This window comes from Synechococcus sp. BSA11S, assembly GCF_014224355.1.
In the GTDB taxonomy this organism is placed as follows: Bacteria; Cyanobacteriota; Cyanobacteriia; order PCC-6307; family Cyanobiaceae; genus Regnicoccus_A.
This window is the reverse complement of sequence record NZ_VNWP01000007.1, coordinates 100,209-123,581: the sequence shown is the minus strand read 5'-3', so window position 1 is coordinate 123,581 and position 23,373 is coordinate 100,209. Positions and strand designations below refer to the sequence as shown.

General features: G+C 67.5%; 28 protein-coding genes and 1 pseudogene. 17 read left to right on the top strand and 12 right to left on the bottom strand.

The features are described from left to right. Positions 1 to 82 precede the first annotated feature (82 nt). Both FPZ61_RS08520 and FPZ61_RS08515 read left to right on the top strand, forming a co-directional pair. A pseudogene (locus tag FPZ61_RS08520) lies at positions 83 to 1,074 on the top strand (DUF4070 domain-containing protein). Positions 1,075 to 1,483: 409 nt separating this feature from the next. Then, the gene (locus FPZ61_RS08515; protein ID WP_185474798.1) at positions 1,484 to 3,838 is read left to right on the top strand and encodes an HAD-IC family P-type ATPase; all 2,355 of its coding nucleotides are present in this window, start codon (positions 1,484 to 1,486) and stop codon (positions 3,836 to 3,838) included. 49 nt (positions 3,839 to 3,887) lie between these two features. On the opposite strand, the gene FPZ61_RS08510 is transcribed toward FPZ61_RS08515, so the two are convergent. Continuing rightward, a complete protein-coding gene (locus tag FPZ61_RS08510; RefSeq protein ID WP_185465783.1) occupies positions 3,888 to 4,367 on the bottom strand; it encodes a TerB family tellurite resistance protein in 480 nt (159 codons plus the stop codon). A gap of 135 nt (positions 4,368 to 4,502) precedes the next feature. On the opposite strand from FPZ61_RS08510, the gene FPZ61_RS08505 reads away from it, so the two are divergent. Continuing rightward, positions 4,503 to 5,015: a BCAM0308 family protein gene (locus FPZ61_RS08505; protein WP_185465781.1), complete on the top strand. Its 513-nt coding sequence runs from the start codon at positions 4,503 to 4,505 to the stop codon at positions 5,013 to 5,015. An 8-nt stretch (positions 5,016 to 5,023) separates the two neighbouring features. Here FPZ61_RS08505 and FPZ61_RS08500 read toward each other — a convergent pair whose 3' ends face one another. Further along, on the bottom strand, positions 5,024 to 5,842 hold the full coding sequence (locus FPZ61_RS08500) for a hypothetical protein (RefSeq protein WP_185465778.1): 819 nt from the start codon (positions 5,840 to 5,842) through the stop codon (positions 5,024 to 5,026). 73 nt (positions 5,843 to 5,915) lie between these two features. Here FPZ61_RS08500 and FPZ61_RS08495 point away from each other — a divergent pair, with 73 nt between their 5' ends. From FPZ61_RS08495 to FPZ61_RS08485, 3 genes are read left to right on the top strand one after another with little or no spacing between them, the layout of a single operon-like run. Further along, positions 5,916 to 6,767: an NAD-dependent epimerase/dehydratase family protein gene (locus FPZ61_RS08495; protein WP_185465776.1), complete on the top strand. Its 852-nt coding sequence runs from the start codon at positions 5,916 to 5,918 to the stop codon at positions 6,765 to 6,767. Positions 6,768 to 6,796: 29 nt separating this feature from the next. Then, complete coding sequence (locus FPZ61_RS08490) at positions 6,797 to 7,375, top strand: PCC domain-containing protein (RefSeq protein ID WP_185465774.1); 579 nt, start codon at positions 6,797 to 6,799, stop codon at positions 7,373 to 7,375. Continuing rightward, positions 7,372 to 7,986: a hypothetical protein gene (locus FPZ61_RS08485; protein ID WP_185465772.1), complete on the top strand. Its 615-nt coding sequence runs from the start codon at positions 7,372 to 7,374 to the stop codon at positions 7,984 to 7,986. The genes FPZ61_RS08490 and FPZ61_RS08485 overlap by 4 nt, the downstream gene beginning before the upstream one ends. On the opposite strand, the gene FPZ61_RS08480 is transcribed toward FPZ61_RS08485, so the two are convergent. Further along, positions 7,919 to 8,341, bottom strand: a complete 423-nt coding sequence (locus tag FPZ61_RS08480) for a YccF domain-containing protein (RefSeq protein WP_185465770.1) — start codon at positions 8,339 to 8,341, stop codon at positions 7,919 to 7,921. The two genes, FPZ61_RS08485 and FPZ61_RS08480, sit on opposite strands and share 68 nt — an antisense overlap. 173 nt (positions 8,342 to 8,514) lie before the next feature. Here FPZ61_RS08480 and FPZ61_RS08475 point away from each other — a divergent pair, with 173 nt between their 5' ends. The 4 genes from FPZ61_RS08475 to bchD are packed head-to-tail and all read left to right on the top strand — an operon-like array spanning position 8,515 to position 12,783. Next, positions 8,515 to 9,468: an orange carotenoid-binding protein gene (locus FPZ61_RS08475; protein ID WP_185465768.1), complete on the top strand. Its 954-nt coding sequence runs from the start codon at positions 8,515 to 8,517 to the stop codon at positions 9,466 to 9,468. Next, positions 9,465 to 10,253 carry a fatty acid desaturase gene (locus FPZ61_RS08470; RefSeq protein WP_185465766.1) on the top strand — a complete coding sequence of 263 codons (789 nt, stop codon included), beginning with the start codon at positions 9,465 to 9,467 and terminating at the stop codon, positions 10,251 to 10,253. The genes FPZ61_RS08475 and FPZ61_RS08470 overlap by 4 nt, the downstream gene beginning before the upstream one ends. 23 nt (positions 10,254 to 10,276) lie before the next feature. Beyond that, positions 10,277 to 10,606 (top strand): hypothetical protein, encoded by a 330-nt coding sequence (locus FPZ61_RS08465; protein WP_185465763.1) that lies wholly within the window; start codon positions 10,277 to 10,279, stop codon positions 10,604 to 10,606. A 53-nt stretch (positions 10,607 to 10,659) separates the two neighbouring features. Then, on the top strand, positions 10,660 to 12,783 hold the full coding sequence (gene bchD, locus FPZ61_RS08460) for a magnesium chelatase ATPase subunit D (RefSeq protein ID WP_185465761.1): 2,124 nt from the start codon (positions 10,660 to 10,662) through the stop codon (positions 12,781 to 12,783). Here the strand turns inward: bchD and FPZ61_RS08455 are convergent. After that, complete coding sequence (locus FPZ61_RS08455) at positions 12,780 to 13,778, bottom strand: MlaD family protein (RefSeq protein ID WP_185465760.1); 999 nt, start codon at positions 13,776 to 13,778, stop codon at positions 12,780 to 12,782. The genes bchD and FPZ61_RS08455 overlap by 4 nt on opposite strands. A gap of 6 nt (positions 13,779 to 13,784) precedes the next feature. Then, positions 13,785 to 14,588, bottom strand: coding sequence for an ABC transporter ATP-binding protein (locus tag FPZ61_RS08450; protein WP_255441478.1), 804 nt, complete (start codon positions 14,586 to 14,588; stop codon positions 13,785 to 13,787). A gap of 126 nt (positions 14,589 to 14,714) precedes the next feature. Here FPZ61_RS08450 and yvcK point away from each other — a divergent pair, with 126 nt between their 5' ends. Beyond that, positions 14,715 to 16,106 carry a gluconeogenesis factor YvcK family protein gene (yvcK, locus tag FPZ61_RS08445; RefSeq protein WP_185465848.1) on the top strand — a complete coding sequence of 464 codons (1,392 nt, stop codon included), beginning with the start codon at positions 14,715 to 14,717 and terminating at the stop codon, positions 16,104 to 16,106. On the opposite strand, the gene FPZ61_RS08440 is transcribed toward yvcK, so the two are convergent. Genes FPZ61_RS08440 through FPZ61_RS08430 form a run of 3 tightly spaced genes read right to left on the bottom strand, consistent with a single transcriptional unit; the run spans position 16,100 to position 17,781 of the window. Further along, the gene (locus FPZ61_RS08440) at positions 16,100 to 16,669 is read right to left on the bottom strand and encodes an NAD(P)H-quinone oxidoreductase subunit J (RefSeq protein ID WP_185465846.1); all 570 of its coding nucleotides are present in this window, start codon (positions 16,667 to 16,669) and stop codon (positions 16,100 to 16,102) included. The genes yvcK and FPZ61_RS08440 overlap by 7 nt on opposite strands. Further along, complete coding sequence (locus FPZ61_RS08435) at positions 16,623 to 17,384, bottom strand: NADH dehydrogenase subunit K (protein WP_185465759.1); 762 nt, start codon at positions 17,382 to 17,384, stop codon at positions 16,623 to 16,625. Before FPZ61_RS08435 ends, FPZ61_RS08440 begins: the two co-directional genes overlap by 47 nt. A 34-nt stretch (positions 17,385 to 17,418) precedes the next feature. Beyond that, entirely contained in the window at positions 17,419 to 17,781 is a 363-nt protein-coding gene (locus FPZ61_RS08430) for an NAD(P)H-quinone oxidoreductase subunit 3 (RefSeq protein WP_185465757.1), read from the bottom strand. A gap of 88 nt (positions 17,782 to 17,869) precedes the next feature. Here FPZ61_RS08430 and FPZ61_RS08425 point away from each other — a divergent pair, with 88 nt between their 5' ends. The 6 genes from FPZ61_RS08425 (at position 17,870) to FPZ61_RS08400 (ending at position 20,057) form a co-directional block, all read left to right on the top strand. Then, positions 17,870 to 18,238 carry a rubredoxin gene (locus FPZ61_RS08425; protein ID WP_255441490.1) on the top strand — a complete coding sequence of 123 codons (369 nt, stop codon included), beginning with the start codon at positions 17,870 to 17,872 and terminating at the stop codon, positions 18,236 to 18,238. Positions 18,239 to 18,243: 5 nt separating this feature from the next. Further along, complete coding sequence (locus tag FPZ61_RS08420) at positions 18,244 to 19,239, top strand: photosynthesis system II assembly factor Ycf48 (RefSeq protein ID WP_185465754.1); 996 nt, start codon at positions 18,244 to 18,246, stop codon at positions 19,237 to 19,239. An 87-nt stretch (positions 19,240 to 19,326) separates the two neighbouring features. Then, positions 19,327 to 19,575: a cytochrome b559 subunit alpha gene (gene psbE, locus FPZ61_RS08415; RefSeq protein ID WP_094556243.1), complete on the top strand. Its 249-nt coding sequence runs from the start codon at positions 19,327 to 19,329 to the stop codon at positions 19,573 to 19,575. Between the two features lie 3 nt (positions 19,576 to 19,578). Further along, the gene (gene psbF, locus FPZ61_RS08410; protein WP_006173009.1) at positions 19,579 to 19,713 is read left to right on the top strand and encodes a cytochrome b559 subunit beta; all 135 of its coding nucleotides are present in this window, start codon (positions 19,579 to 19,581) and stop codon (positions 19,711 to 19,713) included. Positions 19,714 to 19,721: 8 nt separating this feature from the next. After that, entirely contained in the window at positions 19,722 to 19,841 is a 120-nt protein-coding gene (locus FPZ61_RS08405) for a photosystem II reaction center protein L (protein ID WP_048017332.1), read from the top strand. Between the two features lie 15 nt (positions 19,842 to 19,856). Next, positions 19,857 to 20,057 (top strand): photosystem II reaction center protein J, encoded by a 201-nt coding sequence (locus tag FPZ61_RS08400; protein WP_185465752.1) that lies wholly within the window; start codon positions 19,857 to 19,859, stop codon positions 20,055 to 20,057. 94 nt (positions 20,058 to 20,151) lie between these two features. Here FPZ61_RS08400 and FPZ61_RS08395 read toward each other — a convergent pair whose 3' ends face one another. Genes FPZ61_RS08395 through FPZ61_RS08380 form a run of 4 tightly spaced genes read right to left on the bottom strand, consistent with a single transcriptional unit; the run spans position 20,152 to position 23,370 of the window. Continuing rightward, positions 20,152 to 21,180, bottom strand: a complete 1,029-nt coding sequence (locus FPZ61_RS08395; protein ID WP_185465750.1) for an NAD-dependent epimerase — start codon at positions 21,178 to 21,180, stop codon at positions 20,152 to 20,154. A 2-nt stretch (positions 21,181 to 21,182) separates the two neighbouring features. Continuing rightward, the gene (locus FPZ61_RS08390; RefSeq protein WP_185474797.1) at positions 21,183 to 21,374 is read right to left on the bottom strand and encodes a hypothetical protein; all 192 of its coding nucleotides are present in this window, start codon (positions 21,372 to 21,374) and stop codon (positions 21,183 to 21,185) included. Positions 21,375 to 21,379: 5 nt separating this feature from the next. Beyond that, positions 21,380 to 22,423 (bottom strand): UDP-glucose 4-epimerase GalE, encoded by a 1,044-nt coding sequence (gene galE / locus FPZ61_RS08385; RefSeq protein ID WP_185465746.1) that lies wholly within the window; start codon positions 22,421 to 22,423, stop codon positions 21,380 to 21,382. Further along, entirely contained in the window at positions 22,420 to 23,370 is a 951-nt protein-coding gene (locus FPZ61_RS08380) for a UDP-glucuronic acid decarboxylase family protein (protein WP_185465744.1), read from the bottom strand. The genes galE and FPZ61_RS08380 overlap by 4 nt, the downstream gene beginning before the upstream one ends. Positions 23,371 to 23,373 lie beyond the last annotated feature (3 nt).

Below are 23,373 nucleotides of genomic sequence, written 5' to 3'. Positions count from 1 at the left end.
GCGAACCTGGCCATCAAGCTTGGTGCGACCATGGACTCAGTGGTTCATCTGTGCTGATCCTCAGCGCCAACCAGCCAACAAACTGAACGTTCTGCTCGTTTATCCAGAATTTCCAAAAACATTCTGGAGCTATGAAAAGATCCTGGAGCTGGTCAACCGAAAGGCGCTCCTCCCCCGCCTGGGCTGATCACCGTCGCGGCCATTCTGCCTCAGGAATGGAAGTGGGCTGATCCTGTGATCATGTCAGCGATGATCGTCCATAAGGACGACATCTTCAGTGCGAGTTCTGCGACATCATCGTACTCTAGGGCCGCAAGCCCCGCACCAAGACACCGGAACAGCTGATCGCTGAACTGAACCGCCCCTACACCATCGGCTGGCGGGGCGGGGTGTTCAGGGTCGACGACAACTTCATCGGCGGCAAGCGCAACGTCAAGCTGATGCTCGCGCAGCTTCAGCGCTGGCAAGAACAGCATGGTTATCCCTTCCGTCTCGACACGGAAGCCTCCCTGGACCTGGCTGACGATCAGGAGCTCATCGATCAGAGGCTGGCCTGCAACTTCGCCGCCGTGTTCATGGGAATCGAAACGCCCGACACCGACAGCCTCGCGGCTTCGATGGCGAAAAGGCAGGTGCTGGCCAGAGGATCGTGGCCTTCTCAGAAGCAGCAGGCATTCCCACCACCACCTTCGCCATGCTCCAGGCTCTGCCCCATACAGCGCTCTGATGAACGTCGTGCCGACCCGGCCGGCGGAAGACTACGAACCTCACAAGTATCTCGACCGCGTGCCTCGCCACTTCCTCAAACTCGGACCCGCCAGAGTCCGGGGGCTGCTGATCGTCTGCTGGCGCCAGGGAATCAAACGCTCCACCCCTGTGGCCGTCTGGCACCATCTGCTTCACATTCTCTGGGCCAATCCAAAGGTGGCGGAGCAACACCTTGCCGTCTGCGCGCACAACGAGCATTTGATGGAATATCGGGACATCCTGCGCCTGCAGATCGAAAATCAGCTGGCGGCCCACCACCATCAACAGACCCGGAAGCCCGAAGCTGAACTGGTGGCGGCCCCATGAACCCCGCGATCTAGGAGAAGCTGTGGAACAGCTACTGCAGCAATCCGAAGCCGGTCAGGCAGGTGGCCGCCAGGAGGGGAAGGGTGCGGAGGGGCAGATGTTCAATCCTGGAGATACATTCCAAGATGAAGCATGATGAAGGCCCCTTGCCTGATGAACAGCCATGAATGTGCCACGAATCTGAGTGTTTGAAATCCTGGGATTCCGACCTTCGGATTCCCTGCGATCACGCCCCATCCATCGGCCAGATGTTGCCCTGCAGCTGCCGGGTCTGAGGTGGTCAGGCGCCTGCAGACATCCTGACCCAGTCGAACACCCGCCTGAAATCAGTGGGAATCGACAGAAACTGCTGGGATTGCTCCCCATGGCAGTCAGTTCCCGCTAAGGCGAAGGCACGAGCGGAGCCTCCATGAGCTGGCTGGAGCCCACCAATCTGCTGCTGCTCGCCTGCGCCCTGATCTACGGCCTGATCGGGGAATGGGTCGATGGCGGCATCCTGATGGTGTTCGTGGCGGGCATCAGCCTGCTCGATGCCGTCCAGCAGCAGCGCAGCAACCGTGCCCTGGCCGAGCTGGCCCGTCTTTCGGCGCCCCGCGCCCACGTGCGGCGCGATGGCCAGGAGCTCGACCTGCCCGCCGAGCAGGTGCGTGTGGGTGATCGGCTCCGGCTGGAGGAAGGCGATCGGGTGGCGGCCGATGCCGCCATCAGCGAGGCGGTGGGGCTGTGGCTGGATGAGTCCCTGCTCACCGGTGAATCGCTGCCGGTCGACCGCTCCATGCCGGGAGAGCGGGTCCTGGCGGGTTCACTGGTGGCCGGTGGCCGCGGCTGGGCCGAGGTGGAGGCCGTGGCCGATGCCACCGAACTGGGCCGGCTCGGCAGCAGCCTGGCCACGGTGCAGCCGCCACCCACCCGGCTGCAGCGCCAGACCCGTCGCCTCACCGGGCGCCTCACCGTGCTGGCGCTGGGGCTCTGCGCGGCCCTGGCGGTGATCCAGGGAACGCTCAGCGGCGACTGGCCCCAGGCCCTGCTCGCCGCCCTGGCCCTGGCCCTGGCGGTGCTGCCCAACGAGATTCCCGTGGTGCTGGCCCTGTTCCTGGCCCTCGGCGCCCTGCGCCTGGCCCGGATCGGGGTGCTGGCCCGCTGGCCCGCGGCGGTGGAGAGCCTCGGCAGCGCCACCGTGCTTGCCGTCGACAAGACCGGCACGCTCACCGAGAACCGCATGGGGGTGCAGCAACTGCTCACCTGGCCGCAGCTGGAGGGTTGGCAGGCGGGGGAGACCCTGGAGGAACCGGTTCATCAGCTGCTCGAGCTGGCGGTGCTCGCCAGCCGCGGTGATCCGGTGGATGCCATGGAACGGGCGATCCAGCGGCTGGCCGCCGACCATCTCGGCGGCACCGAACACCCGCATCCCGCCTGGCCCCCGGGGCGCAAATCCCCCCTGCAGAGCGACCTGCTGGTGTTCTCCCGCCTCTGGCACGACGGTGACGGGGGCCTGCAGCTGGCCGCCAAGGGGGCGCCCGAGGCGATCGCCGATCTGTGTCACCTCGACGCCGGGCAGACCACCGCCCTGCTGGCCGCCGCCGATGGGCTCGCCGCCAGGGGGCTGCGGGTCCTGGCGGTGGCGCGCGGGCTCGATGGCGTGCCGGTGCACGAGGGTCAGCCGTCCGCAGGCGGCGGCGCTCTGCCGGATCACGTGCACGGCTACCTGTTCGAACCGGTGGGGTTCGTGGCCCTGGCGGATCCGCTGCGCCCGGATGTGCCGGCGGCGATCGCCACGGCGCGGGGTGCGGGCGTTCGTGTGGTGATGATCACCGGTGACAGCCCGGTGACGGCCCGCTCGATCGCCGATCAGGCGGGGCTGCCGCCCGGTCCGGTGCTCTCCGGCCCCGAGCTGGACACCCTCTCAGCTCAGGAACTGGCTGTCACGATCCGCGAGGTGGGGGTCTTTGCCCGGGTGATGCCCCAGCAGAAGCTGCAGCTGGTGCGTGCGCTGCAGGCCGCCGGTGAGGTGGTGGCGATGACCGGCGATGGCGTCAATGACGCCCCGGCCCTCAAGGCCGCCGACATCGGCGTGGCGATGGGCCAACGGGGCACCGCCGTGGCCCGTGAATCCGCCGATCTGGTGCTGCTCGACGACACCTTCAGCGATCTGGTGGCCGCCCTGGAACTGGGCCGGCGAGTCGACGCCAACCTGCACCGGGCGCTGGGCTACACCCTGGCGATCCACCTGCCGATCGCGGCGCTCGGGCTGGTGCCGCTGCTGCTGAGCGGCCAGGCGCTGATCCTGCTGCCGGTGCACATCGCTCTGCTGCACCTGGTGATCGATCCGGCCTGCACGGTGGTGTTCGAGGCGCTTCCCGCCACACCGGGCCTGATGCGGCAGCCACCCCGCCCGCCGGAGTCGCCCCTGTTCGGGCCCGACACCTGGCGCCATTCGCTCAGCCAGGGTGCCGTGGTGATGGTGGCCGCCCTGGTGCTGGTCTTCTGGCCCGAAACCAACGCCGCCACCCACCGCAGCCTGGTGTTCTCGCTGCTGCTGCTCGCCGGCGGTGGGCTGGTGTGGCTGAACGGGGATCCCCGCAGCCCCATCACCGCCGCCGGTGCCGGCATCGGCCTTGGGCTCTGGCTGCTGCTGCTGGCCATTCCCGGGTTGCAGCAGCTGCTCAGCCTCGACCCGCTGCAACCATCCGGGATCCTCACCGTGCTGATCACCACGGCGCTCGCCCTGCTGCTGGCGGGCCTGCTCAACCGCCGACTCGCCTGAAGCCGCCATCGGACTGCACGCGATCGTGCGGTACGCAAGGTGTCGTCGCTCAGGCCGCCAGGAAGCCGAAGTGCTGCGCCAGGAAACCGCGCAGGCCGCTCTGGGCCTGGAGGTCGAGTTCAGCGGACCATTCGGCCTCGGTGATGTCGGCCTCACCCAGGCCCAGACCCTCCACCAGGCGCCGGTAAGCCACCTTCTCGAGGGGGTTGATGCTCGAGGTGTCGCCGGGCCGTCGGCCGACGCGGATGGTCATGTAGGCCAGCTTCAGGGCCAGCTGCCGGTCTTCCTCTGAGCGCAGTCGGGGGATCAGAACGTCGAGCGCCTCGGGTTGCAGGGTGCGATCAGCCAGCACCTCCGCCGCCTCGGCGGGCAGCGGTGCACCCCCATCGGCCACGATGTAGCGCTCCACCAGACGGGCCAGCAGCTCCCTCTCCTCCTCCGAGAACTCTCCATCCGACCAGGCCACACAGCAGAGGATGCGCAGCAGGTCGAGGTTGCCGGCAGACGGGGTGTCGGTGCTGGGCGCCATGAACAGGATCCGGTGGGCATCGCAACAGCCATTGTGACGGCTCGTCCTGATTCCCCTCGGCCTGGATGTCCTCCGGGCCGAACCCCTGACAGGTTCCGTGCGCGTGGCTACAGCAGGAGCAGAAGAGTCCACCCCATGCCTGCCAACACCACCAACGCGCCTGCCAGCCACCAACCCCGCCATGACGGGATGGAGAGTGGGCATCACAGCGATCCCTATCAACAGCGCCACAAACCGTCCCAGCCCAGCACCTGTCCGGATTGCCAGGCCACCTTTCACCAGGGGCGCTGGACCTGGGAAGCCCCGGAGGCCGGTGCCGCCAGCCACCGCTGCCCGGCCTGTGAACGGATCCGGGATGGGGTTCCCGCAGGCGAGCTGCGCCTCTCGGGCCGTTTCCTGACCGAACACGCCGAGGAGGTGATGCAGCTGGTGAGCAACACAGAGGACCACATCCGGCAGGAGCATGCGCTTGAGCGCCTGATCGACAGCAGCGGCGATGCCGCCAGCGGGGAGGTGCTGCTGCGCTTCACCGGCATCCACGCCACCCATGGCCTGGGTGAGGCCCTGGTGCATGCCTTCGGAGGAACGCTGGAAGCGCCCTTTGCTGACGCCGGCTCACCCATGCGCGCCAGCTGGCAGCGGGATTGAGCGATCCCTCAGGGCCTGCGGAACCGTCGCAGCTCCCAGGCCGTGAGCCGCTGCTTGGTGTCGTACGTCAGGCTCACCTGCTGGAAGTGGTCGGCATCGAGGCGGCAGCCCACCTGCAGGGCAAAGGCCCCCTCCGGCAGCTGCTCCGGCAGGGAACAGAGCAGGCCATCAGCGAAGCCGGCGGTGAGGTCGTTGCTGCTGAACTGGCTGCCGTGGAAGGGCTCGCACGGCTGCGGCTCCCCATCCGCGGCGGGCCAGCGGTGGGGCTCCAGGCGCTCCAGCTCGCCGGGCCAGCCCTCCTGCTCCGCCAGCAGGGCCCGCCAGTCGCTGGCCGCAGGGCGGGGTGGGTCGGGCTCAGGGGCCAGGCCGCAGCGGAAGGGAACCACCCCCAGGCTCTGCAGGCGCCAGCCGGGGGGATCGCCCGGGGCTGCTGCCAGAGGCGCGTAGAGCAGCACCAGCATCGAGCGGGAGCGGCCCCGGAACAGGTTCACTTCGTGGCCGAATCGCGGCTGCTGCCCGTCCACCGCGAGGCTCGACTGGCCGGCAGCGCCGCGGAACTGCCAGCACTGTCCGCCGCCGTTGTAGGTGGAGCGCGAGAGGGGCAGCTGGCGGCGGCCGTCCGGAGCGAAGCGCAGACCGCTGCCATCCCACAGACCCGTGTCGGGGTCAGACAAGCTGATGGCGTAGGAGGTGCCCTCGATCTCCGCGCTGGGGCAGGTGAGGTCCAGCACACCGGTGGAGCTGCGCTCATACCAGCGGCGCGTACCACACCAGCGGCCCTCGAAGTTGAGCCTGTTGAGCTCCCACTGGCGGTCGTGGCCGGTCATGACGACTGGAGCGGTGGTGCTGACGTCAGTGTGGTGGCGGCGCCCTAGCTTTTCGCCAGCCAGCTCAGCCTTGATGCGGATCACGATCGTTGGCTGCGGCTATGTGGGCTCCGCCCTGGCGAGCCACTGGCATCAGCAGGCCAGGCACTGGCTGCGGGTCACCACCACCCGCGAGGAGCGCCTGGGGGAGCTGGCCCCCCTGGCCGATGCGGTGCAGCGGCTGGATGCCGCCGACCCCGATCAGCTGCGCCAGGCCCTCGAGACCACCGAGGCGGCGGTGTTCTGCCTGGCACCCGGCGGCAGCCGCCAGGTGGATGCCGCCGGCTATGAGGCCACCTACCTGCGCACGATGGAGGCCGTGGCGGCCGTGGTGCCCCGGCTCCCCGAGCTCCAGCAGCTTGTGTACACCAGCAGCTGCTCGGTCTACGGCGAGGCCACGGGCCTGTTGGAGGAAGACACACACCCCAAGCCCCGGGAGCCCCACGCTCAGATCCTGCGTGACGCCGAAGCTCTGCTGCTCGCCTGCCGCAGCCCCCACCGCCGCGTCGCGATCGCGCGGCTGGGGGCGATCTATGGCCCCGGGCGCGAGCTGGAACCCCGCTTCCGCTCCCTGGCGGGCAGCCGCCGCAAGGGGGATGGGTCGTCCTTGATCAGCTGGATCCACCGCGACGATGTGGTGGCGACCCTGGCCTGGGCGGTGGAGCAGGGCTTCGATGGATTGCTCAACCTGGTGGACGACGAACCCATCAGCGTGCGCGAGCTGATCGACCGCAGCTGCCACGCCGCCGGCCTCGAGCCGGTGATCTGGGATGGCGACAACGAGCGCGTGGCCAACCCAACCGCCGAACGGCGAATCTCGAACCGCCGCCTGCGGGAGCTGGGCCTGAGCCTGCAGCACCCTCGCCTGCCGATCCTCGCGGCCTAATCTTGCCGCGCCCATCTGCCCCGCCAGCGATGCGTTCCGTGCCGCTCCACCTCGAGCCCGGCAGCGACCTGCGCCAGGCGCTGGAGCAGCTGGCCGTGGAACAGAACGCCTCCGGCTTCGTGCTCGGCGTGGTGGGCAACCTGGCCCAGGCCGCCTTCCAGTGCCCCGGCAAGAGCATCCCCACAGTGCTGCGCGGCGAGCTCGAGATCATCACCCTGCAGGGCACCATCGCCCCCGAAGGGGTGCACCTGCACCTGAGCCTCTCCGATGGGGAGTGCCGGGTCTGGGGCGGCCACCTCGAACCCGGCTCCCGGGTGCTCAAGGGCGCCGACCTGCTGGTGGGCCTGCTCGACACGGCGGCGCAGGCCCCGGCTCGCACCACGGCGGCGCCGGAGCCCCGGGTGGCAATCGCCGTGCGCTCCGGTTGCCCCTTCTCCCGGCGGGCCCTGCGCATGCTGCGAACCCTCGGCATTCCCTACCGGCTGATCGAGCCCAGCGCCGATGGCTCCGTGCCCCAGGTCTTCCTCGATGGGCAGCTGATCGGCGGCTACGACGAGCTGGCCCAGCGCCACGGCAGGGGTGAGCTGGAAGCCCTGCGCCAGGGATGAGCGTGCCGCCGGCCGCCGCACTGCAGCTCGGCACCCTGGCGGACTGTGGCCTGGCCATCGCCGGCTACCCCCGCTTCCGCTACGACGCGCGGGGGGGTGGTGGCAGCGCTCAGCTTGGGCCGCCACGCAGCGACGGCCTCCGGCCGCTGAGCTTCCCCCCGGCAGGGCTGCGCATTCCCCCGCTCGACTGGCGCAGCACCCGTGTCCTGGGGCTGCCCCTGCCGCCGGGGCTGAGCATCGCCATCGAGCCGGAGGAACTGGAGGGGATCATCGATCCCGCCAGCGGCTCCCTGGCCCTGAATTTCAGGGCACGCTTCCTCTTTCGCGTGGGGTCTCTCTACCGCGCACCGGCCCTGCTCGTGGCCACCCAGCTGGTCACCGGAGAGGTCAGCAGCCGGCGGCACCAGCGCTGGGGCCAGCGGCTGAGCGCCGATGGCATGGCCCTGCTGGTGGGGGTGGCCACGATTCAGCCCAGCGGCGAGGCCTGGCTGGATCGGTTCCTGGGATTGCCCGATGAGGCCCTGGCGCTGCTGCGGTGCCGCTTCACTCCGGAAGCCGGGGTCGGGTTCCCGTGGGCACCACCTGCAGACCGATCGGCGCCAGGGCAATGAGTGCCAGCTTGACGTGCTGGATCCCGAAGGGGATGCCGATGATCGTCACGAAGCAGGCCAGGGCGGAGCTGAGGTGGCCGATCGCCAGCCACCAGCCCGCCAGCAGAAACCAGATCACGTTGCCCACCAGGCCCAGGGGGCCGGTACCGAAATCGTTGCGGCCGGTGAGCTCGCGGCGGCTGATCGCCTCCTGGCCGAACGGCCAGAAGGAGAAGTTGCCGATCACGAAGCAGGCCCGCGCCCAGGGGAGGCCCACGATCGTGATCGCGGCCACCAGGCCGGCCAGCCACCAGCCCAGGCCCATCACGAGGCCACCGAGCACGAACCAGAGGACGTTAAGAACGAAGCGGAGCATCCCTCCAGCTTGGCGTAGATCCGAAAATTGGCAGGCACGTCTCTGGCCAGTCAGCCCTGCCAGCTCGGTTCAGCCTCACCAGAACCACAGCAAAAGCGGGGCAGTTCATTACCAGCCTCAGGGGTCATCGGCTAGAGTCTGTAAATCTCCTTAATAAAAAGCAGCAAACCCAGATGTACACGCTTGAGAAGGCCACCCAGATCTTCCCCGACACGCTCTCGGCGGACGTGGTCCCCGCGATCACGGCCCGCTACAAGCTGCTCAGCGCCGAAGACCAGCTGGCGCTGATCTGGTACGCCTACCTCGAGATGGGCAAAACCATCACGATCGCCGCCCCCGGCGCCGCCCGCATGCAGTTCGCCGAGGGGGTGCTCAGCCAGATCAAAGGCATGAGTTTTGCCCAGCAGAGCCAGGTGATGTGCGATCTGGCCAACAGCACCGACACAGCCATCGGCCGCACCTACTCCGGATGGTCGGTGAACATCAAGCTCGGCTTCTGGTATCAGCTCGGCGAGTGGATGGCCGCCGGAATCGTGGCTCCGATCCCCCAGGGCTACCAGCTCTCCGCCAACGCCGCCTCCGTGCTCAGCTCGCTCAAGAGCGTGGAGCAGGGCCAGCAGATCACCCTGCTGCGCAACTTCGTGGTCGACATGGGCTACGACCCCGCCAAGGGCGAGGCGCAGCGCGTCAGTGAGCCCGTGGTGGCTCCCACCCCAGAGTCCCAGCGTCAGAAGGTGTCGATCGCCGGAATCGACAACACCACGGTGAGCGCCTACATGGATCAGCTCAACGCCAATGATTTCGACAACCTGATTGAGCTGTTCCTGCCGGATGGGGCCCTGCAACCTCCCTTCCAGAAGCCGATCGTGGGCAAGGAATCCATCCTGCGTTTCTTCCGCGAAGACTGCCAGAACCTCAAGCTTCTTCCCGAATCCGGTGTTGCCGAACCCGCCGACGGCGAATTCACCCAGATCAAGGTCACCGGCAAGGTGCAGACACCCTGGTTCGGAGCCGGCGTGGGCATGAACGTGGCCTGGCGCTTCCTGCTCAATCCCGAAGGAAAGATCTACTTCGTGGCCATCGACCTGCTGGCCTCCCCCGCCGAGCTTCTCAAGTTCGCCCCTTGACCCTCGCTACAGCCACGGCCCCTGCCTCCTCCGGCAAGGGCCTTGCGCTGGCGGCACTGATCCTGCTGGCCTGGATCGTGAGTCTGGCGGTGTTGCTGCCGGCTGATTCAGGCCATCTGCCCCTGCCCCTGCTGCTGCTCGCGGTTCTTCTCCGCTCAGTACTGCACACCGGGCTGTTCATCGTCGGGCACGACGCCATGCACGGCCTGCTCCTCCCGGGCCGGCCCCGGGCCAACCACGGCCTGGGTCAGCTGGCGCTCGGGCTCTACGCCGGTCTTCCCTACCGGGCGTGCCGCGCCAACCATCTGCGCCACCACCGTGCCCCGGGCAGCGCGAGTGACCCCGACCACCATCCCCAGCATGGTCCTGGAATCCTGCGTTGGTACGTTCACTTCATGGCCGGCTATCTGGGAGTCGCCCAGATGCTCCTGCTGCTGACAGGCTGGACCCTGCTGGCTCTGATCACGGCACAGTTCAGTCACGGGGCACTGCAGAACGTGCTGCTGTTCTGCACCCTTCCGCTGTTGATCAGCTCCCTGCAGCTGTTCGTCTTCGGCACCTATCTGCCCCACCGGGAACGGCCCGGCGAGACCAACAGCCACCAGGCCCGCAGCCTTGAGCTGCCGGTGTGGCTTTCTCTGTTGGCTTGTTTTCACTTCGGCTATCACTGGGAACACCACGAGTTCCCCACCAAAGCCTGGTTTCAGTTGCCCGGCATGCGGCGCCTTCGCTTCTCGGCCCGGCGGCAATCCCTGCGGCTCGCGCACGAAGCCCTGCCGCGATAAACTCCTGTATCAAAGACGACATCATGGCTGACCCGGCACTGATCACCTGGACGGACGAAGAGCAGGCCATCGCTGAACAGGCGTTCAGTTGTGCCTATGGCCGTGCCGTTCAGTCGGTGATCAGCACCGTGCGCCGCGAGGCCGATTCGATCACATCAGCGCAGGCCCTCTGGCAACTGCACGATTATCTCAGCACCCAGCGCCATGTGATGGAAGGACGCTTCGATTTCCGTCTCGACGGCATCCTGTTCGTGTTCGCCAGCCTGGTCAAGGAGGATCTGCTCCGGCTCGACGAACTCAACGGCCTCGACGGCGACAAGCTGGCCAAGATCAAGGCGATGTCGCGGTTCTAGCCCTGTCGCTCCATCGGCCAGACTGAGCAATCCTTTCGAGGCCTCCGCCCCCCATGGTCGTCAGCGGGTCTGCAGCCTCCCCAGCGGCCGCCAGCGTGGCGGGCTCCAGCTCCTTCCCCCTGGCGGCCATCACCGGCCACGGCACCCTCAAGCTGGCCCTGCTGCTGGCGGCGGTGGATCCCGGCCTCGGCGGTGTGGTGATCGCCGGGGGGCGCGGCACAGGCAAATCAGTGCTGGCCCGGGGGCTGCATGCCCTGCTGCCGCCGATCGACGTGCTCGCCCTCGGTGACGCCTGCCGCCGCCTCAACGTCGATCCCCAGCGGCCGGACGACTGGGACGCCACCATTCGCAGCCGCATCACCCAGCTGGGCGGTGATCCCACCGGATCCGACCCCACGGCGCTGCTGCCCACCGCGGTGATCCCCGCCCCCTTCATCCAGGTGCCTCTCGGTGTCACCGAAGACCGCCTGGTGGGTTCGGTGGATGTGGCCGCCTCCCTGGCCGCCGGGGCACCCGTCTTCCAGCCCGGTCTGCTGGCCGAAGCCCACCGGGGCGTGCTCTATGTCGATGAGCTCAACCTGCTCGATGACGGCATCACCAACCTGCTGCTGGCGGCGGTGGGGAGCGGCGAAAACCGGATCGAGCGCGAGGGGCTCAGCCTCTCCCACCCCTGCCGCTGCCTGCTGATCGCCACCTACAACCCGGAGGAGGGGGCGATACGCGACCACCTGCTGGATCGCTTCGCCATCGCGCTCTCGGCCAACCAGGTGCTGGGGGTGGAGCAGCGGGTGGCCATCACCAGCTCCGCCCTCGACCACGGCGCCTCCAGCGCATCCTTCCGCGCCCGCTGGCAGGAGGAGAGCGACGCCCTGGCCACCCAGCTGCTGCTGGCCCGTCAGTGGCTGCCCGATGTCACGATCACCCGTGAGCAGATCACCTACCTGGTCAACGAGGCCCTCCGGGGCGGGGTGGAAGGCCACCGCTCCGAGCTCTACGCCGTGCGGGTGGCGCGGGCCCATGCGGCCCTGAGCGGCCGTGACAGCGTCGACGCCGACGACCTGCAGGTGGCGGTGCGGCTGGTGATCGCGCCGAGGGCCCTGCAGCTGCCCCCGCCCGATCCGCAGCAGCCCATGGAGCCGCCGCCGCCCCCTCCCCAGGGGGAGCAGCCGCCCGAGCCCGACACCCCTGACGAGCAGGAGCCCCCGGAGCAGGACCCGCCCGACCAGGAGGAGGCCGACGACGATCCCGAGGACGACAGCCCCGAGGACCAGGCGCCGCCCCAGGTGCCCGAGGAGTTTCTGCTCGACCCCGAGGCGATCGCCATCGATCCCGATCTGCTGCTCTTCGCCGCCGCCAGGTCGCGCAGCGGCGGCAGCGGCAAGCGCTCGGTGGTGCTCTCCGACTCCCGCGGCCGCTACGTCAAGCCGATGCTGCCCCGCGGACCCGTGCGCCGCATCGCCGTGGATGCCACCCTGCGGGCCGCCGCTCCCTACCAGAAGGCCCGCCGCGCCCGCGAGCCCCACCGCGCCGTGATCGTGGAGGAGGGGGACCTGCGCGCCAAGCAGCTGCAGCGCAAGGCCGGCTCCCTGGTCATCTTCCTGGTGGATGCCAGCGGCTCGATGGCTCTCAACCGCATGCAGAGCGCCAAGGGGGCCGTGATCCGCCTGCTCACCGAGGCCTACGAGAACCGCGACGAAGTCGCCCTGATCCCCTTCCGCGGCGAGCAGGCCGAGGTGCTGCTGCCTCCCACCCGCTCGATCACCGCCGCGCGCCGCCGGCTGGAGCAGATGCCCTGCGGCGGTGGCTCACCCCTGGCCCATGGCCTGACCCAGGCGGCCCGGGTGGCCGCCAACGCCCTGGCCACCGGTGATCTCGGCCAGGTGGTGGTGGTGGCGATCACCGATGGCCGCGGCAACGTGCCCCTCTCCCGCTCCCTCGGCCAGCCGGAGCTCGAGGGCGAGGAGCCCGTCGACCTCAAGGAGGAGGTGAAACAGGTGGCCGGCCGTTACCAGGCCCTGGGCATCAAACTGCTGGTGATCGACACCGAGCGCAAATTCATCGGCAGCGGCATGGGCAAGGACCTGGCCCAGGCGGCCGGTGGCAGGTACGTGCAGCTGCCCAAGGCCAGCGATCAGGCCATCGCCGCCATCGCCCTCGACGCCCTCAATGGGGCTTAGAGGCCCTTGATCGTCTGGGGCTGGGGCGCCGCCTTCTTCTGGCTCTCCTTCTTCTGGGCTTTCTTCTGGGCCTCCTTCTCGGCCTTCTCCCTGGCCAGCCCGGTCTGGGCCGGGTAGAGCTCATCAAAGAGCTGGCCCAGGCCGATCGCCACGCTGCGCACGCCGTCCATGAACTCCGCGTCGGCGGTGAGCTTGTTCACATCACCGCCCACGGCATCGATGCGGGCGGTGAGCCGCTCCGCATTGCCCACGGTGGTCTTGAGCTGGGCCAGGGTCTTGGGGTTGTCGAGCGAGGCGGTGACGTTGCGCACGTGGCGGCTCGCCGCCACCGCCTCGGCCGTGGCCGTGTTGAGGTTGGCCAGGATCGGATCGGCCTTGCCCACCGAGCGCTTCAGCTCAGCCACCAGAACCTGAGCCCGCTTGAGGAACAGGGTGGCCTCCTTGGAGGTGGCATCGAAGCTGCGGGTGGTGCGGGCCATCTCCGCCACGATCTGCTCCTCATCCACCTGGGCCAGCAGGCGCTGCATCAGCTCGGTCACGCTGTTGAGGCTGGCCGCGGTGACGCCCTTGAGCTCACTGCCCGCGCAGACCATCACTGTGTTGTCGCAGTCCCTGGCCCGGGGCAGTGGGGCATTCTCCGGCAGGGGGTTGCCGGTGCTGATCAGGGCCACCTGGGCGTCGCCGCCCAGCAGGGAACCGGTCTGCACCTGGGCCGTGGTGGGGCGTGACAGCTGCAGGGTGGGATCGCTGATCTCCAGCTCGGCCAGCACCGCCGAGGAGGTGGTCTTGATCCTGCGCACGCTGCCCACCTGCACGCCGCGGAAGATCACCGCCGATCGGTCGGCCAGGCCAGCGGCATCGGCGAAGCTCACCGTCAGGGTCCAGTTGTTCTGGCTGAGGGAGATTCCCCGCAGCCAGATCCAGAAACCGGCTCCCCCCACCACGGCAGCAAGCAGCGAAAATCCAACGATGGCTTCTCGCACGCTGCGACGCATGGGGCTCTAAATCTCCGCCGGTTGCATCGGTCCGCTCAGGCTACCGGTTCGAAACTGAACCACGTAGGGATTGTCGGTGCGGCTGAAATCCTGCACGGGACCGTGCCACTGCAGCTTGCCTTCGTAGAGCATCGCCACCTGCTCCGCCGAGCGCACGATGGTGCTCATCACGTGGCTGACCACCACCGAGCAGCCCGCCGCCAGGCGGGTGCTGGTGACGATCAGGTCCTCGATGCGGGTGCAGGCCACCGGATCCAGTCCCGCCGTGGGTTCATCGAACAGCAGGATCGGATGCAGCCCGGCCGGTTGGGCGGGGTCCTCGATCAGGGCCCGCGCAAAGCTCACCCGTTTCTGCATGCCGCCGCTGAGCTCCCCCGGGAGGCGTTCCTCAATCCCGAAGAGGCCCACGGCCTCCAGGGCCCGATGAACCCGCTCGCGGATTTCGGCCTCCGGCAGCTTGCTGTGGCGGTAGAGCAGGAAGCCCACGTTCTCGCGCACGGTCAGCGAGCCCAGCAGGGCAGGGTTCTGAAACACCAGGCGCACATCCGGCGGCCGGCGCTGGTCCAGCCGCAGGTAGCGCTGAGGGGCGCCATGCACCCTCAGCTCTCCCGTCGTGGGCAGCAGCAACCCGGCCAGGATGCGCAGCACCGTTGATTTGCCCGTGCCCGAGGGTCCCACCACCGCCAGACGCTCCCCCCGACGCAGGTTGAGGCTGAGGCCATCGAGCACCGTGTTGGCCCCCCAGCGCATGCCCACGCCATCGAGCTCAAGCACCGGCCCGTCGGGGTCGCTCTGGAGGGCTCGGTTCATCCTGGCGTTTCCTCCGTACAGTTCATGGTGCTCTGTGCTGTGGCATAACGCCCCATCGGCTTGACCTCCCAGCGCCCCACCCAGCCCCGCCGCCGCCCCCGCCGGCAGGTCCGCCGTCCCGGTTGGATGGGTCGTGGCGACCTCCGCCAGCAGGACCTCGTCAGCCGCTCGAAGCGGGCGGTGCGCTGGCTGCAACCAGGGCTGGTGGTGAAGCGCTGGGTGCTCACATCGGGCCTCGGGCTGGTGCTGGCGCTGCTGGGCGCCGCCATCCTCGCGGATCTCACGCCCATCTACTGGATGCTCGAGTCGCTCACCTGGCTGATCACCAACGTGGCGCGGGTGCTGCCGCGGGGCTTCACCGGGCCGCTGGTGCTGATCGCCGGTGCGGCACTGGTGATCTGGGGCCAGAGCCGCAGCTTCGGCTCGATCCAGCAGGCCCTGGCCCCCGAGAAGGACACGGTGCTGGTGGATGCCCTGCTGGCCCAGCGGCGGCTCAACCGCGGCCCCAACGTCGTGGCGATCGGCGGCGGCACCGGCCTCTCCACCCTGCTCAGCGGCCTCAAGCGCTACAGCAGCAACATCACGGCCATCGTCACCGTCGCCGATGACGGCGGCAGCAGTGGTGTGCTCCGCCGCGAACTGGGGGTGCAGCCGCCGGGCGACATCCGCAACTGCCTGGCCGCTCTGGCCCGGGAGGAACCGCTGCTCACCCGCCTGTTCCAGTACCGCTTCAAGGCAGGCAACGGCCTGGAGGGCCACAGCTTCGGCAACCTGTTCATCTCCGCGCTCACCGCCATCACCGGCAGCCTGGAATCGGCGATCACCGCCAGCAGCCGGGTGCTGGCGGTGCAGGGCCAGGTGGTTCCCGCCACCACTGCCGATGTGCGCCTCTGGGCTGAGCTGGCGAGCGGCGAGCGCATCGAGGGTGAATCGAAGATCGGCCACTCACCCAGTCCGATCGTGCGCCTGGGCTGCATCCCCGAGCGGCCTCCGGCCCTGCCCCGGGCGATCGAGGCCATCGCCAACGCCGAGCTGATCATCCTCGGGCCCGGCAGCCTCTACACCTCCCTGCTGCCCAACCTGCTGGTGCCGGAGCTGGTGCAGGCGATCATCCAGTCCAAGGCGCCGAAGCTCTACATCTGCAACCTGATGACCCAGCCCGGCGAAACCGACCGGCTGGATGTGACCGGTCACCTGCGGGCGATCGAAGCCCAGCTGGCCAGCCTCGGCGTGAACCAGCGTCTGTTCCCGGCAGTGCTCGCCCAGGAACCGCTGCGGGACCTTTCTCTGCTCGAGCACTACCGCGCCAGGGGCGCCGAGCCCGTGCTCTGTGATCAACGGCAGCTGCGCGCGGCCGGCTACGACGTGATGCTGGCGCCGCTGCAGGGCTCCAGGCCGAGCCCCACCCTTCGCCACGACTCACGCAGCCTGGCCCATGCCGTGATGCGCTTCTACCGCAAGCACAAGGGCCACAAGCCCGGCAGCGATCTCGACTGGCTGGCCAGCCGGGCTCAGTAGGCGTCCTGCATCTCGTAGAAATCGGGCTGGACGTAATCCTTGCGCAGGGGGTAACCCTTCCAGTCTTCCGGCATCAGCAGCCGCTTGGGATGGGGATGGCCCTCGTAGCGGATGCCGAACATGTCGAAGGTTTCCCGCTCCTGCCAGTCGGCCCCTCGGAACAGGCCATAAAGGGTGGGGATGGTGAGGTCGCCGGTCCGCTCCAGGAACACCTTCAGGCGCACCTCCTGGGGGGCCTCAGCGGAGGAGCCCTGCTCGAGAGCCGCCGCCAGCTTCACCAGGTGGTAGAAGCTCACCAGCCGGCCGCCCGGGCCCTCGTCGTAACCGCCCTGGCACTGCAGGTAGTCGAAACCCCAGGCCTTGAGGGCCGCGGCCACCACCGGCAGGAACATCGGCTCCACCCCGATGATCTCCACGCCCAGGTGGTCGGCCGGCAGGGGCTGGTGGTCGAAGCCCTGCTCGCTCAGCCACTGGCTGACGGCGCCGATCGGGGCGGAGCTGAGCTCGGTGCTGGGATCAGGCATCGCTGGAGGAGCGGGTGGCTTCGAGGGCTTCGGGTTCAGGGCTGGCCAGGGGCAGCCCGGCCCCGGCGGCAAAGGCGGCCTGCTGGGTGTCGGCCTTCAGGTAGGCGCCGGTGACGATCGGCTCCACCGCCTTCATGGCGTGCTCGATCGTGAGGTAGCGGTGTGTGGGTTGCATCTGCCCCCGCTCAGCGAAGGACTCGTTGCCCACTTTCTTGCGAAGCTTGATCACCGCATCGAAGATGGCCTCAGGACGCGGCGGGCAGCCGGGGATGTAGAGGTCCACCGGGATCAGCTTGTCGACACCGCGGACGGCCGTGGTGGAGTCGGCGGAGAACATGCCGCCGGTGATCGTGCAGGCGCCCATGGCGATCACGTACTTCGGCTCGGGCATCTGCTCGTAGAGCCGCACCAGGGCAGGAGCCATCTTCATCGTCACGGTGCCGGCCGTGATCAGCAGATCCGCCTGGCGCGGGCTGGAGCGGGGCACCAGGCCGAAGCGGTCGAAGTCGAAGCGGGAGCCGATCAGCGCCGCGAACTCGATGAAGCAGCAGGCCGTGCCGTAGAGCAGAGGCCAGAGACTGCTGAGCCGGGCCCAGTTGTGCAGGTCATCGAGGCTGGTGAGAATCACGTTCTCGGAGAGGTCCGAGGTGACCGTGGGCGCACCCACCGGGTTGCACGTGGCGGCACGCAGGTCGCGCAGGGCCTCGATCGAGGGGGCTTCGCTGGTTCCGGGGCTTGACGGGGTGAGGGTCATCGGTCGGCTGGTCGGGATTCCGGGTGGCGGGGGATCAGCTCCACTCGAGGGCGCCCTTGCGCCAGGCGTAGGCGAGGGCCACCACGAGGATCGAGATGAAGATGAGGGCTTCGATGAAGGCCAGCAGGCCCAGGCGATGGAACGCCACGGCCCAGGGATAGAGGAAAACGGTCTCGACGTCGAAGATGACGAAGACCAGGGCGAACATGTAATAACGGATGTTGAACTGGATCCAGGCACCGCCGATCGGCTCCATCCCCGATTCGTAGGTGAGGCGGCGTTCGCCATCACGCGACCTGGGGGCCACAAGTTTGTTGGTGACCAGAGCCAGCACAGGAACGGCCGCTGCGATCAGCAGAAAGCCCAGAAAGGCGTCGTAGCCGGGAAGCACGAACATGAAAGGGCCCAACCTGGGGCGCAGTCTGGCATCCGTGGGCAGGGATCGCCTGGATAGAGTCCGATCTGACGGCAGTGGGGCCAGCGCCATGGTCAACGGGCACGACGGCGACGAGGAACGAGCTCCGGAGCAGACAAGCGATCCCGACACCCACCGCTTCGAGTGCCGAAGCTGCGGCTTCGTCTACGACCCCGAGGAGGGCATCCGCAAACTGGCGATCGCCCCCGGCACCCCGTTCGGCTCACTGGATCCGATCGGCTTCCGCTGCCCGGTCTGCCGCAGCCGCGCGGGCGCCTTCCGCGACATCGGACCGCGCAACAAGCCCAGCGGCTTCGAGGAAAACCTCAACTTCGGCCTCGGCGTGAACAAGCTCACCCCCGGCCAGAAGAACGTGCTGATCTTCGGGGGCTTCGCCCTGGCGTTCGCCTTCTTCCTCTCTCTCTATTCCCTGCGCTGAGTCCTGTGAAACGCCTGTTTTCCTCCTTGCTCGGCCTGGTGCTGGCCGTCGGTCTGGTCTTCAGCCTCGGCGGCTGCGTCACCACCGGCCTGCCCGTGGCCGCCAGCAGCCCCTGGCAGCCCGTGGCCCTCGACACCCGCTCCAACCCCCTCGACCTGGCCTTCACCGACGACAGCCACGGCTTCCTGGTGGGCAGCAACCGCCTGATCCTCGAAACCGACGATGGAGGAGCCAGCTGGGAGGCCCGTGCCCTCGCCCTGCCTGAGGACGAGAACTTCCGCCTGCTCAGCATCGACTTCTCCGGAGAGGAGGGCTGGATCGCCGGCCAGCCTGGCCTGCTGCTGCACAGCACCGATGGGGGCCAGAACTGGGAGCGCCTGCTGCTCGACACCAAGCTGCCCGGAGACCCCTACCTGATCACGGCCCTGGCCCGGGGCAAGGCCGAGCTGGCCACCACCGTGGGCGCCATCTACCGCACCAGTGATGGCGGCGGCAGCTGGCAGGCCGAGGTGAGCGATGCCGCCGGCGCCGTGCGCGACCTGCGACGCGCCCCCGACGGCCGTTACGTGAGTGTCTCGAGCCTGGGCAATTTCTTCGCCACCTGGGCGCCGGGGCAGGCCACCTGGGAGCCCCACCAGCGCATCAGCAGCCAACGGCTGCAGAGCATGGGCTTCCAGCCCGACGGCAACCTCTGGATGGTCACCCGCGGCGCCCAGCTGCGCTTCAACCCCGACGCCGCCGATGTGGAGGCCTGGAGCAAGCCGGTGATCCCGATCACCAATGGCTACGGCTACCTCGACATGGCCTGGGACCCCAACGGCGCCATCTGGGCCGGCGGCGGCAGCGGCACCCTGCTGGTGAGCCAGGACGGCGGCTCCAGCTGGGAGCGCGACCCCATGGGGGGCTCCCAGCCCACCAACTTCACCCGGATCGTCTTCGAGGGCAACGGCAAGGGCTTCCTGCTGGGCGAGCGGGGCAACCTGCTGCGCTGGGTGGGCTGACTGCATCCCTCTGTAACCAACAGGGGGATGCGCTCGCTCCGGCGAACCGCCAAGGCCTAGGATCTCTGAGCTGAATTGCCCGCTGCTATGGCTGCCGGCTCCACCGGAGAACGTCCGTTCTTCGAGATTATTACGAGCATCCGTTACTGGGTGATCCACGCCGTCACCTTGCCGGCGATCTTTCTGGCGGGCTTTCTGTTCGTCTCCACCGGCCTGGCTTACGACGCCTTCGGCACGCCTCGCCCCGATGCCTACTTCCAGGCCCAGGAAGCCAAGGCACCGGTGGTGAGCCAGCGCTACGAAGGCAAGAGCCAGCTCGATCTGCGCTTGCAATAAGCCATGACCCAGTCACCGAGCACCACGCCCCGCAACTATCCGATCTTCACGGTCCGCTGGTTGTCCTTGCATGCGCTGGGGATCCCCACGGTCTTTTTCCTGGGTGCCTTGGCGGCCATGCAGTTCGTCCGTCGCTGAATTCCGCCATGCAGCGCAATCCCAACCCGAACAATCTTCCGGTCGAGCTCAACCGCACGAGCCTTTATCTGGGCCTCCTGCTGGTGTTCGTCACCGGAGTGCTTTTCTCCAGCTACTTCTTCAACTGATCGGGAGATCCAGCCATGAGCGGCAAGAAAATGACCATGCCCGACGGTCGGCTTCCCGACCGTCTTCCCGATGGCCGCCCAGCGGTGGCCTGGCGCAGCCGCTGGACCGAAGGGGTGCTGCCCCTCTGGCTGGTGGCCACCGCCGGCGGCATCGCCGTGATCTTCGTGGTGGGCCTGTTCTTCTACGGCTCCTACGTGGGCGTTGGTTCGGCCTGATCTTCAGCTCAGCGTTCCTCTGATGCCAGGGCCCCGACGGGGCCCTTTTTTGATGGGGATCCGTTGAACCAGAGGGGTGGCCTGGCCCCTGCGCTCAGACGCCGTGGTACTCGCGATACCAGCGGGCAAAATGGCCGATGCCCACCTCCAGCGGTGTGTGGGGCGCAAATCCGATCCAGGCCTCCAGGGCCGAGGTGTCGGCGGCGGTGGCGGCCACATCGCCGGGCTGCATCGGCTCGAACTGGGGGATGGCCTTCACACCGAGCGCGTCTTCGAGCACCTCGATGAAACGCAGCAGGGGGGTGGGCTGGCTGTTGCCGATGTTGAACAGCCGGTGGGGAGCCGCCGCCGTGGCCGGATTCGGCTCCAGTGGATCGAAATCCGGATCAGGGGTCGCCGGCTTGTCGAGGCAGCGGATCACTCCCTCCACGATGTCGTCGATGTAGGTGAAATCACGCTGCATGCGACCGTGGTTGAACACCCGGATCGGCTCACCGGCGAGGATCGCTTTGGCGAACAGCATCGGGGCCATATCCGGACGACCCCAGGGGCCATAGACGGTGAAGAAGCGCAGACCCGTGGCCGGCAGCCCGTAGAGGTGACTGTAGGTGTGGGCCATCAGTTCATTGGCCTTCTTGGTGGCCGCATAAAGGCTCACCGGATGATTCACCGGATGCTGCTCCGAAAAAGGCATGAGCCTGTTGCCGCCGTACACCGAGCTGCTGGAGGCATACACCAGGTGCTCCACACCGTGATGGCGGCAACCCTCGAGGATGTTCCCGAAGCCCACCAGGTTGCTCTGGATGTAGGCCGCCGGGTTCTCGAGCGAGTAGCGGACGCCGGCCTGGGCGGCGAGGTGGATCACGGCGCGGGGGCGGCTTTCGGCAAAGAGGGTTGAGATTGCATCGCCACTGTCCACATCAAGGTGGTGGAAGCTGAAATGTCCCTGGCTTGATCTGGCAACGATCTCGATCCGCTCCAGCCGAGCCTGCTTGAGGGCCGGGTCGTAATAGGGATTGAGGTTGTCAAGACCCACCACACGCTCACCGCGTTCCAGAAGCTTCTGACACACGGCGGCACCGATGAAGCCTGGAGCCCCGGTGACGACAACAGCACGATCCATCTTCAGACTGACCCCGTTTGGTACTGGCCGAGATGGTGATAAGGCCTTGCGGCGCTCATTCCTGGCTGATTTGTCTCCCCAAAGCGCAGGTGAGAACTCACCAGGGGCTTGTGGGCAACCCATCTCGAAAGGTGATCGTTCATCAGCGACTTCACGCCCAGAGCTTCAGCGACATCGCCGTCTTCGATGAGCATGGCGTTCAAGAGATTGACCACTGCAAACAATGCCACTGCCAGGCATGGGTGATGATCTGCTCCAGATCGGGGAACCTTGGGGTCCAACCAAGCTCCTGCCGGGCCTTTGAAGCACTGGCCACCAAAACAGGAGGATCACCAGGGCGCCGAAGGGAAGCAGTAGCCTCCAGATGCCGCGGGATGATCTGTCGAGCCTGATCGATGACCTGCTGAACGGAATAGCCCGAGCCATTGCCAAGATTGTAGATTCTCGGCAGCCACGATGGACTTGACTCAGACCCAAGAATCTGCTTCAGGCCAAGAACGTGGGCATCCGCCAGATCGCAAACGTGGATGTAATCGCGGATGCAGGTGCCATCCGGAGTGGGGTAGTCGTTGCCATACACCTCAACACCTGAGCGCAGCCCGGCCATCGCCGCCAGCACCAGGGGAATCAGATGGGTTTCCGGCGTGTGATCCTCCCCCAGATCACCGGCAGGATCAGCACCGGCGGCATTGAAGTAGCGGAAGATCACACTGCGCAACCCATAGGCGGCGCCGAAATCCTTGAGCAACTGCTCCACCATCCACTTGCTGCGTCCGTAGGGGTTGATCGGCAGCTGGGGGGCGTCTTCGGTGATCGGAACGGTGTCCGGTATCCCGTAAGTGGCACAGCTGGAGGAGAACACGATCGGGATCGCGGGCCCCGTGCCTGTCCGTACCGGCTCCACCAGGGATTCCAGGAGCGCGAGGGAATCGGCCAGGTTGTTGCGGTAATACTTGGCTGGGTCCTGGACGGATTCACCCACGTAGGCATAGGCCGCAAAGTGCAGCACCGCATGCACGGGCTCACCTCCGCAGGCGGGATGGCAGCCGCTCAGCACCTGCTCCAGCAGGGCCCGATCACCCACCTGCCCCACCACCAGCGGCACAGTCAGCACCTCCTCAACGAGGCGACGGTGTCCATGGACCAGATTGTCGAGGACGACCAGCCTGAAACCGGCCTGCTGCAGGGCACGGACGGTGTGGCTGCCGATGTAGCCCGCACCACCGGTGACGAGCAGGGTCAACGGCCTTGCTCCAGGCAGTTGCGGAAGTAAGCGATGGTGGGACCCAGTCCCTCCTCCAGTGAAACCGTGGGTTCCCAGCCCAGCTCACGCCTGGCCAGATCGATCACCGGCTGGCGTTGCAGAGGATCATCCTGAGGCAGTGGCAGGTAGGTGAGGGAGAGACCGGGGTCGATCCGCTCCAGCACCAGCTCCGCCAGCTGCCGGATCGTGAATTCGCCGGGATTGCCGATGTTGATCGGTCCGGTGTGGTTGCCGTTCATCAGCCGGATGAGCCCCTCTACCAGATCGTCCACATAGCAGAAGCTGCGGGTCTGGCTTCCATCCCCATAGAGGGTCAACGGCTGGCCCCGCAAGGCCTGCACGATGAAGTTGCTCACAACCCGGCCGTCGTCCGGGAACATGCGTGGGCCATAGGTGTTGAAGATCCTGGCCACACGGATCTCCGTGCCGTGCATGCGCATGTAATCGAAGCAGAGGGCTTCGGCAATGCGCTTCCCTTCGTCGTAGCAGGAGCGGATTCCGATCGGATTGACGCTGCCGCGGTAACTCTCCGGCTGGGGATGCACCTCGGGATCGCCGTACACCTCGCTGGTGCTCGCCAGCAGCAGCCGCGCTCCGACCCGACTGGCCAGGCCAAGCATGTTGTAAGTGCCAAGAAAGCTGGTCTTGGCCGTCTTGATCGGATTCGACTGGTAATGCCTGGGTGAAGCCGGACAAGCCAGATGCCAGATCCGATCCACCTCGAGCCGGATCGGTTCAGTGACGTCGTGGCGGATCAGCTCAAAGCGGGGATGGCCGATCCAGCGGGCCACATTGGCTTTGCTGCCGGTGTAATAGTTGTCAAGGCAGATCACCTCCTCCCCGGCCTCCATCAGCCTGTCGACGAGGGTGGAGCCCACGAAGCCGGCACCGCCGGTGACAAGATTGCGCAGGGAGGATGGATCCATGGG

Coding starts and splice junctions, on each gene's coding strand:
- FPZ61_RS08515 (WP_185474798.1), top strand. CDS start 1,484: ATGAGCTGGCTGGAGCCCACCAATCTGCTGCTGCTCGCCTGCGCCCTG.
- FPZ61_RS08510 (WP_185465783.1), bottom strand. CDS start 4,367: ATGGCGCCCAGCACCGACACCCCGTCTGCCGGCAACCTCGACCTGCTG.
- FPZ61_RS08505 (WP_185465781.1), top strand. CDS start 4,503: ATGCCTGCCAACACCACCAACGCGCCTGCCAGCCACCAACCCCGCCAT.
- FPZ61_RS08500 (WP_185465778.1), bottom strand. CDS start 5,842: ATGACCGGCCACGACCGCCAGTGGGAGCTCAACAGGCTCAACTTCGAG.
- FPZ61_RS08495 (WP_185465776.1), top strand. CDS start 5,916: ATGCGGATCACGATCGTTGGCTGCGGCTATGTGGGCTCCGCCCTGGCG.
- FPZ61_RS08490 (WP_185465774.1), top strand. CDS start 6,797: ATGCGTTCCGTGCCGCTCCACCTCGAGCCCGGCAGCGACCTGCGCCAG.
- FPZ61_RS08485 (WP_185465772.1), top strand. CDS start 7,372: ATGAGCGTGCCGCCGGCCGCCGCACTGCAGCTCGGCACCCTGGCGGAC.
- FPZ61_RS08480 (WP_185465770.1), bottom strand. CDS start 8,341: ATGCTCCGCTTCGTTCTTAACGTCCTCTGGTTCGTGCTCGGTGGCCTC.
- FPZ61_RS08475 (WP_185465768.1), top strand. CDS start 8,515: ATGTACACGCTTGAGAAGGCCACCCAGATCTTCCCCGACACGCTCTCG.
- FPZ61_RS08465 (WP_185465763.1), top strand. CDS start 10,277: ATGGCTGACCCGGCACTGATCACCTGGACGGACGAAGAGCAGGCCATC.
- bchD (WP_185465761.1), top strand. CDS start 10,660: ATGGTCGTCAGCGGGTCTGCAGCCTCCCCAGCGGCCGCCAGCGTGGCG.
- FPZ61_RS08455 (WP_185465760.1), bottom strand. CDS start 13,778: ATGCGTCGCAGCGTGCGAGAAGCCATCGTTGGATTTTCGCTGCTTGCT.
- FPZ61_RS08450 (WP_255441478.1), bottom strand. CDS start 14,588: ATGAACCGAGCCCTCCAGAGCGACCCCGACGGGCCGGTGCTTGAGCTC.
- yvcK (WP_185465848.1), top strand. CDS start 14,715: ATGGGTCGTGGCGACCTCCGCCAGCAGGACCTCGTCAGCCGCTCGAAG.
- FPZ61_RS08435 (WP_185465759.1), bottom strand. CDS start 17,384: ATGACCCTCACCCCGTCAAGCCCCGGAACCAGCGAAGCCCCCTCGATC.
- FPZ61_RS08430 (WP_185465757.1), bottom strand. CDS start 17,781: ATGTTCGTGCTTCCCGGCTACGACGCCTTTCTGGGCTTTCTGCTGATC.
- FPZ61_RS08425 (WP_255441490.1), top strand. CDS start 17,870: ATGGTCAACGGGCACGACGGCGACGAGGAACGAGCTCCGGAGCAGACA.
- psbE (WP_094556243.1), top strand. CDS start 19,327: ATGGCTGCCGGCTCCACCGGAGAACGTCCGTTCTTCGAGATTATTACG.
- psbF (WP_006173009.1), top strand. CDS start 19,579: ATGACCCAGTCACCGAGCACCACGCCCCGCAACTATCCGATCTTCACG.
- FPZ61_RS08405 (WP_048017332.1), top strand. CDS start 19,722: ATGCAGCGCAATCCCAACCCGAACAATCTTCCGGTCGAGCTCAACCGC.
- FPZ61_RS08400 (WP_185465752.1), top strand. CDS start 19,857: ATGAGCGGCAAGAAAATGACCATGCCCGACGGTCGGCTTCCCGACCGT.
- FPZ61_RS08395 (WP_185465750.1), bottom strand. CDS start 21,180: ATGGATCGTGCTGTTGTCGTCACCGGGGCTCCAGGCTTCATCGGTGCC.
- FPZ61_RS08390 (WP_185474797.1), bottom strand. CDS start 21,374: ATGCTCATCGAAGACGGCGATGTCGCTGAAGCTCTGGGCGTGAAGTCG.
- FPZ61_RS08380 (WP_185465744.1), bottom strand. CDS start 23,370: ATGGATCCATCCTCCCTGCGCAATCTTGTCACCGGCGGTGCCGGCTTC.